Below are 14,402 nucleotides of genomic sequence, written 5' to 3' on the forward strand. Positions count from 1 at the left end.
CCGCCCACCCTGCTGCCCGAGGCCCACGCCATGGCAAGACCCAAAATCATCTCGACCGAAGCCATTCTGGCCATGCTCTGCTCATCGGTCACCAAGGTGCTGTCCGCCGCCACCAACACCGGCATCAGCTACTCGCCCATGGTGCAGAAAATCACCCGCACCTGCCTGCGCCCGGACATCGGCTGCTTCGTGCTCTTCGACGGGGGCTTTTCCGGCCTGGTGGTGATTAACTTCTCGGCCGATTCGGCCATGGAGATTTACCGCGCCTACATGATGCACATGGGCATGCCGGAATCGGAACTCGCCACCCAGCATACCTCAGAGGAAGTCGGCAACATGCTCGGCGAGCTGATGAACCAGATCGTTGGCGACTTCACCGGCAACGTCGGCCATGAGCTGTTGGTCTCCATCACCCAAAACCAACCCAAAATGCTCACCATCAACAAGGAGGTCATGGTCAGCATCGACACCAACCTCGACCGTCCCCAGGCCCGGCGCGTTGCCTTCAAGACCAAGGAGAACAAGATGTTCTACCTGGAGCTGGCCATGGACAAGACCGAGTTCATCAAGTTGCATGAATTCGAGCGCGAGGAGAACGACCCCGACCGCATCCTGGCAGAACAGAACAATGGCAGCGCCGGCAAGGACGCCGCCAGTGCTCAGTCTGAGATGGATAACGCCCTGTTCGACGAACTGGGTATCTGAGAGGCGCTCCAGCCGCCAAACAGACCAACAACTAGCCAGCCGGAAGCGGCGCCTCCTGCCCAGACGCCGTCGATCCCTGGCTGAGTTGTTTCGCCCTCCGCCGCTCGGTCCCTTTGTCGATCACCTTTTTTAGCGCAACCAGCATCCCGAGGCCAATAAAGGCACCGGGTGGCAGAATGGCCAGCAACGCACCCTGGAAGTTATCGCCGAGCGACAGACCAAAGCCGGCTGCGGCAGGTCCAAGAAGCAGGTCAGCCTGGTGAAACAGCGTGCCCTGCCCCAGCAATTCGCGAATGCCGCCCAGCACCATGAGCACCAGGGTGAAGCCAAAGCCCATCGCCAGGCCATCGACCAGGGCCTTGTCGAACCGGGCCTTGGACGCGTAGGCCTCGGCGCGGCCGATGATGGCGCAGTTGGTGACAATCAGCGGGATGAACAGGCCCAGCACCAGGTAGAGTTCGTACAGGTAGGCCTGCATGGTGAGTTCTACTGCGGTCACGAAAGATGCGATGACCAGCACAAAGACCGGCAGGCGGACCTCTGGGCGCACCAAATTGCGGATCAGGGAGACGGTGCCGTTCGACAGCACCAGCACAGCCGTCGTCGCCAGGCCCATGCCAAGTCCATTGGTGGCCGTGGTGGTGACGGCCAGCAACGGGCAGAGCCCGAGCATGGCGACCAGCGCCTGGTTGTTACTCCACAGGCCGTCGCTGACAAGAGAGCCGTAGGTCGTGTCCGCCATCAGGAGGCTCCCGCGCCGACCCTGTCGGCCCATGTTGTGGTTGGGCCACCAGTTTGACCAGAAGCTGGACCAATGGCTGGGTGATTGGTTGGGTCAGGGGTAGGCGCAGCGGCGGGGGTCGCTTCCCGCTCGGCTCGCGGCGGATCGGTCGCATCCGTAGCCGCCTGGGGCGGCGCTGAGTCTTCGGTGCCTATGGCCGGCTCGGCATACAACCGCTGCTCCTGCTGGCCCACATAGAGCAGGGTGTCGTAGACCGCCTCGACAATAGAGCGCGGGGTGATGGTGGCGCCGGTGAATTGATCAAACACCCCGCCATCGCGTTTCACATGCCATTGCTCCGCTGGCGGATTGCCGATGGACTTACCGGTAAACTCCTTGATGATCCAGTCGGATTTTTTCTCGTCGATTTTGTCGCCTAGGCCGGGAGTTTCGTGATGCTCCAGCACCCGCACGCCGCCCAGGGTACCATCGGGTAGCGCCGAGACCAGCAGGCGTATAGGGCCGGCATAGCCGTCCGGCACCACGGGTTGCAAAATGAGCGCGACCGGCTCGGCACCATCGCGCACACGAAAGACTTCCGTCGTCTCGCCGCCGAGCAGTTCAGGCGCGCTGACTTCGATACGATCAGCCAGCGGATCGTTCTTCAACCGCCCGGAGGGCACGATGGCCTCAAGCTTGTTCAGCATGGCGTTGCGCTGATTCTCGGCAATTTGGCCATCGGTCATCGCATGGGTGACGGCGACCAGACCAACACCCGCTACGGAGAAGGCGCCAAGAACGAAGCCGGCAATCAAAATGGGTGTGGTTTTCATCGCGCAATCCTCGCGGAAAAGCTGGTTCAGGTTCGACGGCCGTGGCCAAACACCCGCGGCTGGGTATAGTGATCAATCGTGGGGGCGGCGATGTTCAGCAGCAAGACACCGAAGGCGATCGCATCCGGGTAGCCGCCCCAGGTGCGGATCACAAAGACCACCACGCCGATCAGGGCGCCGAACACCAGTTGCCCGCGCTTGGTGGTGGCCGCGCTGACCGGATCGGTGGCGATAAAAAAGGCCCCGAGCATGGCCCCGCCTGTAAACAGATGGAACCAGGGCGCCGGGAAATGGTTGGGGTCGAACAGCCAGAACAAGCCCGCCATCACCGCCAGACTGCCAAGCAAGCTCACCGGAATATGCCAGCTGATGACCCGGATAAAAAGCAGATAAAGCCCACCAAGCAGGAAGCCCAGGCCAACCCATTCCCAACCCTGACCACCGACGAAGCCCCACAGCGGGCTTTGGCTGATCTCGCCCATCAGGACGTTCTCATCGAGTCGGGTGCGCAAGTCGTCAAGCGGCGTGGCGGCGCTGATGGCATCCCAGGTGATCTCGGGCGGCAGCGCGCCGGTAAAGATGAGCCGTGCGGAATCGACAAAGGACAGATGCACCAAATCCTTGGCCTCAAGCAGCGTCGGCACGTCGGCTGGCAGCCAGGAGGTGGTAGCCACCGGGTAGGAGATCAGCAGAAACACATAGCCGGCCATGGCGGGGTTAAAGGGGTTGTAGCCGATGCCGCCGTAGAGCTGCTTAACAATAACAATCGCGAACAGGATGCCAAGTAGTGTCAGCCACCAGGGCAAGGTCGGCGGCACTGTGATGGCAAACAAAAGCGCGGTGACAATGGCACTGAGATCGCTGATGGCGGGCAGCGCAGGGCGCCCGCGCGCCTTCATCACCAGTGCCTCGGCACCCACGGCAAAGACGCTGGCCAAGGCCATATTGATGAGTACGCCCCAGCCGAAGAACCAGACCATGGCAATAGTGCCTGGGATCAGCGCCAGGCACACCTGAAGCATGACCTGATCGACGCGATAGACGCGCGCGCTGTGGGGCGAGGATGTCAGGGACCCGGCCATCATTTCTCGCTCCCAGCAGTTTCGGTCGTTTGCTTCGCAGGTGCGTTATCCGCTGCCTGTTGCGCCACTTGTTGCTCGGGTTTTTGTCCCGTTTTTTGCTCGAGTTTTTGTTCGGGTTGAGAAGCAGCCGCCGGAGACGCGGTCTTTTGAGCCCCGCCCACGGCAGCCGACATGCCCGGCACCGCTTTGGTCTTGGGCGTGATGGCTTCTTTTTTCTTGCGCAGTTTCGCCTTGCGCTCGCGCTCCTGGCGCTCCAGCCTGGCCTCGCGCGCCTCGTGGCGCTGCTTGGCGCGCTCAGATGCCTGCTTCTCGCGCTCGCGCGCCCAGCTTTCGTTCTTGGCGAAGCGGTAATACTGCACCAGCGGAATATGCGCCGGGCACACATGGGCGCAGCAGCCGCATTCAATGCAGTCAAACAGGTTGTAATCCTGCACCTTGTCGAGATCTTTTGCCCGCGCGTGCCAGTACATCTGCTGCGGCAGTAGGTTGGCCGGACAGGCTTGCGCGCACTGACCGCAGCGGATGCAGGGCAGAGCGGGACCAGGGTCTGGTGACTCGGCCGGCGTCAGCGCCAGAATGCAGTTTGTGGCCTTGGTGATGGGCACCGCATCGCTCTGGAGGTTGACACCCATCATGGGGCCACCCGCGACGAGCTTGGCCAGCTCGCCCGAGTAGCCGCCACTGGCCGCGATCAGCTCGGTTGCCAGGGTGCCGACGCGCACGCGAAAGTTGCCCGGTCGCGCAACGCCGCGCCCGGTGACAGTGACATAGCGCTCCACCAGCGGATGACCGCGCAACACCGCATCGGCAATAGCGGCAACGGTACCCACGTTCTGGCACACAATGCCGATTTGCGCCGGGATACCGTGCGTGGGCACTTCCTTGCCGGTCAAGACGCGGATCAGCTGTTTCTCGCCGCCGCTCGGGTAGAGCGTGGGGATGGCTAGCACCTCAAGGTGCGCCTGGGTCTCGGGCTGTTGCTCAGCCACCGCATGGCGCATGGCCGCGATGGCCTCGGGCTTGTTGTCCTCGATGCCGATCAGGCAGCGCTCGGCGCCGAGCAGATGCAGAATAATGCGCGCGCCCGTGACGATATCCGCCGCGCGATCACGCATCAGCATGTCATCGCAAGTGATATACGGTTCGCACTCGACACCGTTCAGCACCAAGGTGTCGATGGGCTGGTCCTTGCCCGGATTGAGCTTGACACTGGTGGGAAATGACGCGCCGCCAAGCCCGACCGCACCAGCCATGCGAATGCGCGCGCGCAGCGCATCGGCATCAAGCTGATGAAAATCTGCCACCGGCTCGGGCAGATCCGGTGCCCAGCGGTCCTCACCGTCAGTGTCGATGATAATGGCGGGGGCCGGCAGACCGGAGGGGTGCGGCATGGCGTGCGGCTCAATGGCCACCACTGTGCCTGAGCTGGAGGCATGCACGGGCGCGCTGACATAACCCTGCGGCTCACCGATCATCTGGCCTTTCAAGACATGGTCACCCACCTGCACGCAGGGCCGCGCCGGTGCACCAATATGCTGGGCGAGCGGAATCACGAGGCGCTTAGGCAGTGCCGCCGCGACCACGGAAGCATGGTTGGACAGCGCTTTTTCATCAGGCAAGTGCACGCCACCGTGGAACTTCCACAGCTTAGGGGGCTTCCCCAGCTTGGTCGATGGCTTGGCGGCTTGGGTTGGCGTTTGGATACGTCGGGTCATCTTAAAAGGCTATTCAGCATCAGGGGATACTCAGGCCGCTTCGCGCTCGTCAGAACGCTGTTCAGATTGCTGATTGGCAGCTTGACTGGCGCTTCCGGCAGGCTGCGACAGCCGGGTTGAAGCTGCCATCGCCATGGGTTCAGGATAAGGCCATTTCCAGTTCGACAGATTCTCTTTCACCGGGACCATATGAATGCACCCGACCGGACAGGTGGGGACGCACAGCTCGCAACTGGTGCACTCACTGGCAATGACCGCATGCAGATGCTTGGCCGCGCCGACAATGGCATCGACCGGGCAGGATTGCAGGCACTTGGTGCAGCCGATACAGTCCTGCTCGTCGATCACTGCCAACGCCTTGGGCTTGGACACCACCTCGCCCAAGGCCACCGGCTCGCGTCCGAGCAGATCGGCCAGCGCCAGCATGGTAGCCTCCCCGCCCGGCGAGCAAAGATGGATGTCAGCCTCGCCGGAAGCGACCGCCTCGGCATAGGGCCGGCAGCCGGGATAACCGCACTGGCCGCACTGGCTCTGCGGCAGCAGCGCCTCGGCCTGATCGGCGATGGGATCGCCGTCGATGTGAAAACGAATGGCGGAGTAACCGAGCAGCAGACCGAAAATCACGGCCAGCGCGGCAACGGCTCCGATGGCAACCAGCATGGTAATTATGTCCCTCTTCTGACGGTGGTCGGTGGCGCGCCCCTAGGGGCAATTGATTCGGCTAAAGCCACCTCAATTCGAAACCAGACCAGCAAAACCCATAAAGGCAAGCGACATCAACCCCGCGGTAATCAGGGCGATGGGGCTGCCCTGAAAAGGCTCGGGCACATCGGCCACCGCGACCCGCTCACGCATCGCGGCAAACAGCGCCAGCACCAGTGAGAACCCGACAGCAGCGCCAAAGCCGTAGAGCGTTGCCTCAATAAAGGTACGCTGCTCCTGCAAATTCAGAAGCGCCACGCCAAGCACCGCGCAGTTGGTCGTGATCAGCGGCAGGAAAATCCCCAGTACTTGATAGAGCACCGGGCTGGTCTTGTGCATGACGGTCTCGGTGAACTGCACCACCACGGCAATCACCAGAATAAAGGCGATGGTGCGCAGGTACTCAATGCCCAAGGGTTCCAGCAAAAAGGCGTTGACCATCCAGGAGGTGACCGAGGACAGGGTCAGCACAAAGGTGGTCGCCAGACCCATGCCGATCGCGGTCTCGAGCTTCTTGGACACCCCCATGAAGGGGCAGAGGCCCAAAAATTTGACCAGAACAAAGTTGTTGACCAGCACAGTGCTGACCAGAATGAGCGCGTACTCGGTCATTGGGGGCTTAGGTCTAATTGGGTCTGAAAAGCGACTGGAAGAACGATGGAAACTGCGTGAACGCCTTGGCTTGGGTGGCGGGCAAGGACATCAGCCCTGGGTGGCGGACAGGCTGCTCGAACGCGCCATCTGCACAATGCTCGGCACCGCAAACGCGGAAGTCTAGCGATCTTTACCCACGCGGACAACCGCCATCGCTGAAATGGCCTGCACCAAAAACCTCTGAATCCGCAGGGTCATGGTCACTTCCGACCGGGGTCGGCGCCCCAATGTCCACTCTAACGGCGGCCATGCCTGCCAGATCCCAAACGCCCATCCCAGCAGAGGACCAACCCGATGGAACTGCACTCCTACGCACAACTTGAAATGATTGGCTTCTTTGCCTTTGTTGTCTGGCTGTTTTACTACCAGATCACCTCATCGCGCAAAGCCGCGCGCCAGGCTGAAGAGGAACGACAGGAACGCTCAAACGAGTCGGAGTAATGGGCGCGGCCTGTTGCAACAGCCAGCTAAAGACAATGATTGGAGAGAATAAGGCTGCGTAAAGCGCCCGGCCTCTTCGTTGGCACTGAGCGTCAAGGAATCAGTCCAGCGTCAGAGCCGGGCGTGGCCGTTGTCAGCTATGCCCTGCGGACGACTTTCATTGTTCGGTTATCAGCTGCCCAGTCGCTTCAGTCGTTCGCCCGCGCGCAGGCGCTGTTCCATGTCCTCGAGCGACACCTGGCCCGTCTCTGGGGTGAAGAAAAACACTAGCCCAATCCCAAGAAAACAGCAGAAGGAGAAAAAGTAGAACATCACCGACCCACCCAAAGTGTGCAGCACGATCTCGCTGCCCTGAACCACGCTGGCGGCAAAAACCCAGTTGGCGATGGTGGTAATGCTGATGCCGATCTCGCGCCCGGCAAGCGGAAAAATTTCGGCGCATATGATCCAGACAACAGGCCCGAGCGAGATGGCGAAGGCGAATACATAGACCAGCACGGCAGCGACCAGCAGCACTTCGCCAGTCTGGCTCAGCGTGCCGCCGGCTTGTTCGTACTGAAAAGCGGCGCCGACGCCGGCGAGCATGATGGTCATCAGCACTAGCCCTAGGTAAAGAATTGGCTTGCGCCCCCAGCGGTCGACAAAAAACACCGCCAGCAGGGTAGTCAGCATGTTCACCAAGCCAACGATAATAGTCGCGACCGCCGCGTTGGAGACGCCGGCATCGTCGAAAATCTCGGTCGAGTAGTAGATCACCGAGTTAATGCCGGAGAACTGCTGCAAAGCCTGCAAGGCAATACCGAGCAGCAGCACCTTCCAGAAAAATCCGTGGCGAAAGAGCGCGAAGCCCTGACCGCGATCATCGCGCAGATTCGCCTCGATCTCAGCCACCTCGCCGTCAATTTCCTGGTCGCTCGCACGGATTTTCGTCAACACCGCTCGTGCAGCCGACTGCTTGCCCTTCAGCATCAACCAGCGCGGACTGCGCGGCAGGGTTAGACCCAGTAGCAGCATGACAATGGCTGGCACGGAAATCACCCCGAGCATCAACCGCCAGCTATCAGGATGATCGCCCGAAGCACCGCTAATGGTCGCGTTGGAGACGAACACTAGGAAAATGCCGATGGTGATCATCAGCTGATAGAGCGCGATGATTCCGCCGCGCAGATGGGTGGGGGAAATTTCCGACAGATAGAGCGGCACCACAAAGGCCGCCGTGCCCACAGCCACCCCCAACAGCACGCGACTGGCAAGCAGCACCTCGTAGCTATGCGCCGTCGCGCCAACCAGGGTACAAGCGGCAAAAGCCATGGCCGCGAAAAGAATGGTCTGTTTGCGGCCAAGCACCCGCGCCACCCAACCAGCGATGAGCGCACCGACCGCCGCCGCCCAGGCCAGCACGCCGGAGAAAAAGGCCGCCTGGTCGGTGCTTAGGCCCATCTGCGCCTTGATCAACGGCAAAGAGCCATTGATAAATCCCTGATCCAACCCAAAAAGCAGTCCGCCGAGCGCGCCGATGAAGGCAAAGAGGGCAATCTTGCGCAGAATGCCCGGCGCTTGACGATAGGCCAGTGCAACAGAGACGGTGGCGTGGGGATCGCTCATGGCATAACTCTCCGGTGGGGCGTGAGCTGGCGCGGCGACGTGCCTGCCTGGCTAGAGTGAAAACTTTGCTCGTTTAGCAATCGAGTGACAACCTATTCAGAAATCGAGTGAGATTTTGGCTCCAACCAGCCAGGCATTGTCGATGTCGCCGGTGGCACCTGGATCGAGAATGTATTGAATATCCGGGGTCAGGGCCAGACCGCGCCCGAGCGCGATGCGGTAATTGAGCTCCAGCGCCGTTTCGGTATGCTGAGTGGCGAGCCCTTGCGCACGACGCGCCTTGTTCTGCTCGGCGCTCACCCAGCCGCGGCTGACGGCCAGCCCCAGCGCATCCTGCGCGCGCGACGCGAATGGCCCCTGCCAGACCAGGCCCAGACTGAACTGCTGGCTCATGAGATTGACCTTGTCCTCCAGACTGAGAATCCAGGTCGCGAAGCCCGAAATGCCGCGCTCGCTGGCAGACTCGCTGGCAGCCGTTGGTCGCCACAATGTCTGATCGGCCGTCAGCCAGAGCATGGCATTGCCGCGCACGGTCGCCGCCGGGTCGGTGCTGGACAGATCCTGGTAGTCGCCATTCATCCAGAAACCGCCGAGCTTGTAGCGGCCGTCCAGTCCCGTGGCGGAATCATGCCGGTACTGGAGCTCCCCGGCCAGCACCACGCCATTGTCGCCAAAACTCCAATCAGTGCCATGGCGATTGCGCGCAGGAGCGGTTGGATCACCGCCCTTGAGGTCGATGTCCGCGTCATAAAGCCCAAGCTGGAGCGTCCAACGCGATTGCTCGGCCCCCAGCCGCGCCCGCAGGCCCCATTGCGCGCTGGGATAGGCGCTGAAGGCAAAGGGATTTTCGAAAAATACCGCCTTGGGGCTGCCGCAGATCGCGTTGTTGAGAAACTGGCAGTAGAGCGGCGAGCGAAGAAAATCGTCATTGGCGACCAGGCGACCATAGGCCAGATCCAGCTGGTCGTCGAACAAGCGGCTGTTGAACTGCACATTGGCGAGCTTGAGCGTCTGCCCGCCATAAAGCTCCTGCACCGGAAATAAATTCCCTCCCTGCGAGGGCGCCACATCCTCGATCGAAACGCTGTTGCCGTCGCGCTTGGAGACTTTGACCAGCAGACCCGTGTTGGCCACCCCCAGCAGCTTCGCCAGGTCCAGATGCAGCTCGAGCCCCAGATTGCTCGGCCAGGTGCCACCGATTCTTTCACCGCCAGAGATGTTGCGCATCGGCTCAGCGGTGGCGTTAAAGAACAGCTCCACGCCGGCTTGCTGCCAGTCGTCACGCAGCCCGTTCCAATTACCGGTCAGGTAACGGCTGACGGGAAAGTCGCTTGCCGCCGAGGAACCGACAGGCGCCAGAACGCCAAGAACCAAACAGAGGAGGCAGAAAGGCAGCGCACGGATCATCAGCATCACCAGGTTGGCAGTCAGCCTCAAAGAACCATACTAGAGCGCGGAGCGCTGAGTTCGACATCATCGCTCGCGCCGCAACTGCCTTCGCCCGGCACTGGCTTGGTCAGCATCGGAATGTCATCGGGGTGCGCAGGGTGGGCTCGTATGCAAGCGCTCGCCATCAAGCCGCGCTGTCTTGCTTGAGCAGGTGGTCGGCCAGTCGACTGGCGAGCGACATAATCGTCAGGGTGACATGCTTATCGGGAAGCGTCGGCACCACACCACCATCGGCGATATACAAATTGGGATGGTCGTGGGTCCGCAGATTGCGGTCGACCACACCGTCTTCAGCACCTGACGACATTCGGGTGCTGCCAGCATAGTGGATACCGGTGCCGGGCCGGTCACGGCCACCTTGCAGGAGTGTTCCAGAGCAGCGGCGCAGGGCTTTGCGCACGAAGCGATCCATTTCATCGAGCATCTGCAGCGTGCGCTCGGAGTAGCGATACTGAATGTCGACTTGTGGGATGCCGTGCGCGTCGGTCTCCGCCGAGCGGGTGATGCGATTGTCCGGGTCGGGATCGCCGGGCGCAAAGACCGCGAGGGTCAGATAGCTATTGAACAATTTGCGTGCCAGCCATGGACGGACCGCCCGTGGGAACTTGCGCAGCCCTTCCAGGTAATACGGAGTGTCCAGCACCGTCTGTATCGCATGCCCGCAGAAACTGAATTCGGAGCCGTCTGGAAGCTGTCCCCGCGAGACCAGGATGAGCAGATCGCCGTAGCCCACGTCTGGCGCTGCCGGCTTGCCCCAGAGCTTCAGCAGCGCAGTGGAGAATGCGACCTTGGCATTATCCTGCAAGTAGCGCCCGAGTGTGCCGGAGCGGTTGGCCAGCCCCTCGGGGGCCTGCTCGCAGGCCGAGTTCAGGAGCAGTCGCGGGGTTTCGAGTGCACCACCAGCCAGGATGAAGTGGCGGGCCTTGAGTTGCAGCTGCTCGCCGGATTGGGTGTCCAGGCAGGTCAGGGATTCGATCTCACTGGAACCCTGCTTCAGCGCTAGCCTGATCGCCTTGCAGTTGGGTCTGAGTTCATAATTGGGCAGTGATTCGATCTCGGGCAACAGCCGTGTCGAGAACTTATACATTGCATTCGGCATGCACCCGGAGGTGCAGATGCCCGTTGAGACACAGGCGTTGGGGCGATCAGCCCGGGTCTCGATTGCTTTTCGGTTCGGAATCACATAGGTGTGGGGTCGTCCCATGCCATGGATCGCGTTGATGACCAGCTCATCGGCGGGCCGCAGCGGCTTGGGCGGGATATACTCGCCATCCGGCAGGTCGCCGATCCCTTCGCGGGTGCCACAGACAGTCACGAGCTTTTCGGTGTCGCTGTAATGGGGCGCGAGGTCGCTGTAGCTGATCGGCCAGCCGCCGAAATCCTGCGGCGCAAAGCGCACCGAAACGCCGTTCCAGAGGTTCTGAAGGCCGCCAACCGCGTTGACCTGGTAAGAGAGGAACGAGCGCTCCGCAGCGCGCGACGTGGCGCGCGCCTGCGGTTGCGCGAACAGGGCGTTGCGAAAGATCGCCTCGCGCGAATCCGTGGGGAAGGACATCTCTGGGCGAATACCCCAGTCCTTGCGCGTTCCCGGTGGGTCGATAGCCGAGAAATAGTTCTCGGGCAGGCGCGGGCCTTGCTCCACAGACAACACACGAAACCCAGCCTTTGCCAGCCGGTAGGCCACAATGCCTCCACCGGCCCCGGTTCCCACCACGATGAAATCGTAGACTTGCTCGTTAGCCACCTTTTGCACGCTCCACAAAGCCGTCGGATGCGAAGAAAACCCATTCAAATACATCCTCAATCAGCGCCAGGTCCTTTCGGCGGCGCTTAAACCTTGATGCTGACTTTGGTGAGGATTCGGAGTCGGCGGCTAGGCGATCAAGCAGGGCCGCGATCTGGTGATTTTCGCAAGCGACCCGCAAGACCTGATCATGCATCGGCTGCAGGGCGCTTTGATATCGGCTGCGCGCGAGTAGCCCCTCGAGCAGGCGCTGACGATCAGCTGATTGTTTGTCCTTCATCTGGGCTCTCATCTGGGCTCTCCAGGTTCGCACGCGGCGGAGTTGCCGGATTGGTTAGCCAGCACCGAGGTGCTGTTCACCATACCATTACCCATAACTATCCCTGACGCTGCGGTAAGCCTCCAGCGCCATGACAAAATCGGGGATGCGCTGCAACCCAATCCAGAGCGTCTTCGGTCCCGGGAACCCATCGGATTTGCGGTTGAGAAAGCCGCCCAGGGAGGCGACCATGCGCACCATGGTATCGAGCGAGGGCGGCTGCTCGGGTGGCGCTTGTTTCTGGGTGACCAGATAGACCGCCTTCCATTCCTCCTCGGCAAAGACCGCATCGCAAGGCAACTCCGGGCACTCGCGCCCGAGCATGGTCAGGTACAGCACCCGCCACGCGATGATCATGTACAAAGCGAGCGCCGGCTCCAGGCGCTCGCGCGTCTCGAGCTGCAGCTCCTCAATGCGGCAGCCACTTTTTAAGATCCGGAAAAAAATTTCCACTTGCCACCTGCAAAGATACCAGGAGAGCGTCTCGATGGCCTCTTGGGCGCTCTGCACCGCCAGATTGGTCAGCAACAGCCAGTTGAGTGGCTCCTCGCCGGCGGGCGGATTGACCTCGGTGGCCAGCAAAGCCGTGACCGTGACATCGGGCAAGGTGCGATCCGGGCGCCAGGGTGCCTTCAGGGTCACGCGCACCACCTTGATCTCCTGCGTGACCTGGCGTGCTTTGGCCCCCTTGGTGGCGGGACGCTCGAAGGTGATCTCGGTGAGCACCGGGGCGGCGTCCAGGGCCTCATTGAGCTTTCTGCCATCGGCCAAGCAGCGGTCGCGATGCTGCACCCGTACCAGCCAATCGGCGCTGTTCTCGGGGATGGGCGCTTCAACAAACAGGTCGTAGATGTCGCCCTCGCGATCGGCAACATAGGTCAAGCGCGTGTCGCTCAGTTCCTCGGCCAGCGCATTGACGCGCGCGTAGCCATCGACCCAGCGCACGCTTTCTTTCTCCTCCAGTGGGCGGCGCGAGTCTTTGTCCTTGCCCAGGCTACCGGGCTCGCGCACAAAAGTGTGCAAATCCAGCAGCCCCAGCGCGAGGCGCTCGGGCGTGACCGCCAAGGTGGGATGGATGTACATCCCATAGCGGCTCTCAAAGTTCAGTGGCCCAAGACCGACAATGCCTTTTTTGGTTGTATAGTCCAGCTCGCTGGTATCTTGGATACACAGCACCCGCGGATGCTCGCGCAGACGTTCTTCGGTACAAGCAAAATGGGGTGCGAGGATCTGCTCGGCGGTGACCGTGGGATGATCGAAAAAGCGATAGGCGGCCCGGGTCTCATACCAACCGTTGCAAGCCCCGGGAATACTTTGTGTCGGCTTGGCGCCGAGGGTTTCAAGCACCTGTTGGGCGCGATGATTCAGGCGCTTGTCGCCCAGAGAGATGTCCTGCAGTTCAGAGGCCAGCGCGATCATGCCACCACCCCCAGGGCGGCGCGGAAGTCCGCCGCCAGCGGGTAGACATAGATCGCCTTGCGCGGCAGCGCGGCCCGATGGGTGCGGTCGCACTTGCCGCGTCCGGTGGTTTCGCCCAAGTCGTGCCAGTTGGCGGCACGGTAACAGGTCCCGGCAAAGCGTGGGGTCTCGACAAAGGTCTCCAGCAGCACCAGACGCTCGCCATAGCGGGCGGGAAAGTCGACACTGACTTGCCGCGCGGCCAAGGACAGCACCTTGGAGGCGAGGTGTTTGACCTGCACCCAGGGCAGGATGAGGAAGCGGGCGTTGTTGAGCACCCGTCCCAGGTGTGCTTGGCGCTGCGCGGGCGTCCAGCCAATCCAGCGGTCGCGGGCAGCGACTTTCCAGGCCGCCGCGCCAAAGCCGATGGCGCCGAGCAGACCGCCATCCCACTGGATCAGGTAGCGCAGCTGCGCACCGGGCAGGGGACTGTAGCCGAGGTAGTGGTAGCGTTCGATCAGGCCGTTCCATAATTGCGAGGCCCTTCGATCATCAACGCGCGCCAGGCGCAAGCCGCTGAGCGCGCGCAGCGGGACGGACACTGGGATCGGTTCGGGCCGGGACTCGGGGCGCGGGACGAAGCGCCGCCCATTGCCATTGCCGCAGGTCGGTGGCGGCAGCACAATGAGCCCGGCACGATGCAACCGCAGCAGTCCCACCCGGGCACTCATGAGCTTGGGGCGGCCTTGGATATCGGTCCACTCCAGCGCGCGACACACCCGCCGCGCAATCTCCGCGCGCAGCGGCGGCTGCGCCAGCGCGATCTCCTGGCGAAGGCGCGCTAAGTCGGTCTCGTTGAAAGGGCGCCCACATAAACGGCTTGGAATGGCTTGGTCCATGGTCTCCCGTCCCCTTGCTGAAGATGAAAGGGCATCTCAGCAGAACTCGGGAGCTGTGTCCAGCCCCGGACGACGCTGGGGCGGGGAGATATGGGTAATGGTATGGCTGTTCACCCCTTATAGACCGCCCCATTT

General features: G+C 61.8%; 14 protein-coding genes. 2 read left to right on the plus strand and 12 right to left on the minus strand.

Annotated elements, in window-relative coordinates; all coding sequences use genetic code 11:
• Positions 1-30: 30 nt before the first annotated feature.
• On the plus strand, positions 31-705 hold the full coding sequence (locus Thiofri_RS13715; RefSeq protein WP_009147177.1) for a DUF3334 family protein: 675 nt from the start codon (positions 31-33) through the stop codon (positions 703-705).
• 31 nt (positions 706-736) lie between these two features.
• Here Thiofri_RS13715 and Thiofri_RS13720 read toward each other — a convergent pair whose 3' ends face one another.
• The 6 genes from Thiofri_RS13720 to rsxA all read right to left on the minus strand — a co-directional run bounded on the left by Thiofri_RS13720 (position 737) and on the right by rsxA (position 6,370).
• Positions 737-1,447: an electron transport complex subunit E gene (locus Thiofri_RS13720; RefSeq protein ID WP_009147176.1), complete on the minus strand. Its 711-nt coding sequence runs from the start codon at positions 1,445-1,447 to the stop codon at positions 737-739.
• A complete protein-coding gene (gene rsxG / locus Thiofri_RS13725) occupies positions 1,447-2,259 on the minus strand; it encodes an electron transport complex subunit RsxG (RefSeq protein ID WP_009147175.1) in 813 nt (270 codons plus the stop codon). The genes Thiofri_RS13720 and rsxG overlap by 1 nt, the downstream gene beginning before the upstream one ends.
• 26 nt (positions 2,260-2,285) lie before the next feature.
• Positions 2,286-3,341 (minus strand): electron transport complex subunit RsxD, encoded by a 1,056-nt coding sequence (gene rsxD / locus Thiofri_RS13730; RefSeq protein ID WP_040855053.1) that lies wholly within the window; start codon positions 3,339-3,341, stop codon positions 2,286-2,288.
• Positions 3,341-5,056 (minus strand): electron transport complex subunit RsxC, encoded by a 1,716-nt coding sequence (gene rsxC, locus Thiofri_RS13735; protein WP_009147173.1) that lies wholly within the window; start codon positions 5,054-5,056, stop codon positions 3,341-3,343. Before rsxC ends, rsxD begins: the two co-directional genes overlap by 1 nt.
• A 30-nt stretch (positions 5,057-5,086) precedes the next feature.
• Entirely contained in the window at positions 5,087-5,716 is a 630-nt protein-coding gene (gene rsxB, locus Thiofri_RS13740) for an electron transport complex subunit RsxB (protein ID WP_009147172.1), read from the minus strand.
• Positions 5,717-5,788: 72 nt separating this feature from the next.
• Complete coding sequence (rsxA, locus tag Thiofri_RS13745; protein ID WP_009147171.1) at positions 5,789-6,370, minus strand: electron transport complex subunit RsxA; 582 nt, start codon at positions 6,368-6,370, stop codon at positions 5,789-5,791.
• 336 nt (positions 6,371-6,706) lie between these two features.
• Here rsxA and Thiofri_RS13750 point away from each other — a divergent pair, with 336 nt between their 5' ends.
• A complete protein-coding gene (locus tag Thiofri_RS13750; RefSeq protein ID WP_009147170.1) occupies positions 6,707-6,853 on the plus strand; it encodes a hypothetical protein in 147 nt (48 codons plus the stop codon).
• A gap of 171 nt (positions 6,854-7,024) precedes the next feature.
• Here Thiofri_RS13750 and Thiofri_RS13755 read toward each other — a convergent pair whose 3' ends face one another.
• The 6 genes from Thiofri_RS13755 to Thiofri_RS13780 form a co-directional block, all read right to left on the minus strand.
• Entirely contained in the window at positions 7,025-8,458 is a 1,434-nt protein-coding gene (locus Thiofri_RS13755; protein ID WP_009147169.1) for a sugar porter family MFS transporter, read from the minus strand.
• A gap of 96 nt (positions 8,459-8,554) precedes the next feature.
• Positions 8,555-9,865 carry a carbohydrate porin gene (locus tag Thiofri_RS13760; RefSeq protein ID WP_190275765.1) on the minus strand — a complete coding sequence of 437 codons (1,311 nt, stop codon included), beginning with the start codon at positions 9,863-9,865 and terminating at the stop codon, positions 8,555-8,557.
• A gap of 166 nt (positions 9,866-10,031) precedes the next feature.
• The gene (locus Thiofri_RS13765) at positions 10,032-11,651 is read right to left on the minus strand and encodes a GMC oxidoreductase (RefSeq protein WP_040855041.1); all 1,620 of its coding nucleotides are present in this window, start codon (positions 11,649-11,651) and stop codon (positions 10,032-10,034) included.
• A complete protein-coding gene (locus tag Thiofri_RS13770; protein WP_143741775.1) occupies positions 11,644-11,931 on the minus strand; it encodes a hypothetical protein in 288 nt (95 codons plus the stop codon). Before Thiofri_RS13770 ends, Thiofri_RS13765 begins: the two co-directional genes overlap by 8 nt.
• Positions 11,932-12,018: 87 nt before the next feature.
• A complete protein-coding gene (locus Thiofri_RS13775; RefSeq protein WP_009147165.1) occupies positions 12,019-13,389 on the minus strand; it encodes an IS4 family transposase in 1,371 nt (456 codons plus the stop codon).
• Positions 13,386-14,267 (minus strand): DUF4338 domain-containing protein, encoded by an 882-nt coding sequence (locus tag Thiofri_RS13780; protein WP_009147164.1) that lies wholly within the window; start codon positions 14,265-14,267, stop codon positions 13,386-13,388. Before Thiofri_RS13780 ends, Thiofri_RS13775 begins: the two co-directional genes overlap by 4 nt.
• Positions 14,268-14,402 lie beyond the last annotated feature (135 nt).

This window comes from Thiorhodovibrio frisius (assembly GCF_033954835.1).
Classification (GTDB): domain Bacteria; phylum Pseudomonadota; class Gammaproteobacteria; order Chromatiales; family Chromatiaceae; genus Thiorhodovibrio; species Thiorhodovibrio frisius.

Coding starts and splice junctions, on each gene's coding strand:
- Thiofri_RS13750 (WP_009147170.1), top strand. CDS start 6,707: ATGGAACTGCACTCCTACGCACAACTTGAAATGATTGGCTTCTTTGCC.
- Thiofri_RS13780 (WP_009147164.1), bottom strand. CDS start 14,267: ATGGACCAAGCCATTCCAAGCCGTTTATGTGGGCGCCCTTTCAACGAG.
- rsxD (WP_040855053.1), bottom strand. CDS start 3,341: ATGGCCGGGTCCCTGACATCCTCGCCCCACAGCGCGCGCGTCTATCGC.
- Thiofri_RS13775 (WP_009147165.1), bottom strand. CDS start 13,389: ATGATCGCGCTGGCCTCTGAACTGCAGGACATCTCTCTGGGCGACAAG.
- rsxC (WP_009147173.1), bottom strand. CDS start 5,056: ATGACCCGACGTATCCAAACGCCAACCCAAGCCGCCAAGCCATCGACC.
- Thiofri_RS13720 (WP_009147176.1), bottom strand. CDS start 1,447: ATGGCGGACACGACCTACGGCTCTCTTGTCAGCGACGGCCTGTGGAGT.
- rsxG (WP_009147175.1), bottom strand. CDS start 2,259: ATGAAAACCACACCCATTTTGATTGCCGGCTTCGTTCTTGGCGCCTTC.
- rsxA (WP_009147171.1), bottom strand. CDS start 6,370: ATGACCGAGTACGCGCTCATTCTGGTCAGCACTGTGCTGGTCAACAAC.
- Thiofri_RS13770 (WP_143741775.1), bottom strand. CDS start 11,931: ATGAAGGACAAACAATCAGCTGATCGTCAGCGCCTGCTCGAGGGGCTA.
- Thiofri_RS13755 (WP_009147169.1), bottom strand. CDS start 8,458: ATGAGCGATCCCCACGCCACCGTCTCTGTTGCACTGGCCTATCGTCAA.
- rsxB (WP_009147172.1), bottom strand. CDS start 5,716: ATGCTGGTTGCCATCGGAGCCGTTGCCGCGCTGGCCGTGATTTTCGGT.
- Thiofri_RS13715 (WP_009147177.1), top strand. CDS start 31: ATGGCAAGACCCAAAATCATCTCGACCGAAGCCATTCTGGCCATGCTC.
- Thiofri_RS13760 (WP_190275765.1), bottom strand. CDS start 9,865: ATGATCCGTGCGCTGCCTTTCTGCCTCCTCTGTTTGGTTCTTGGCGTT.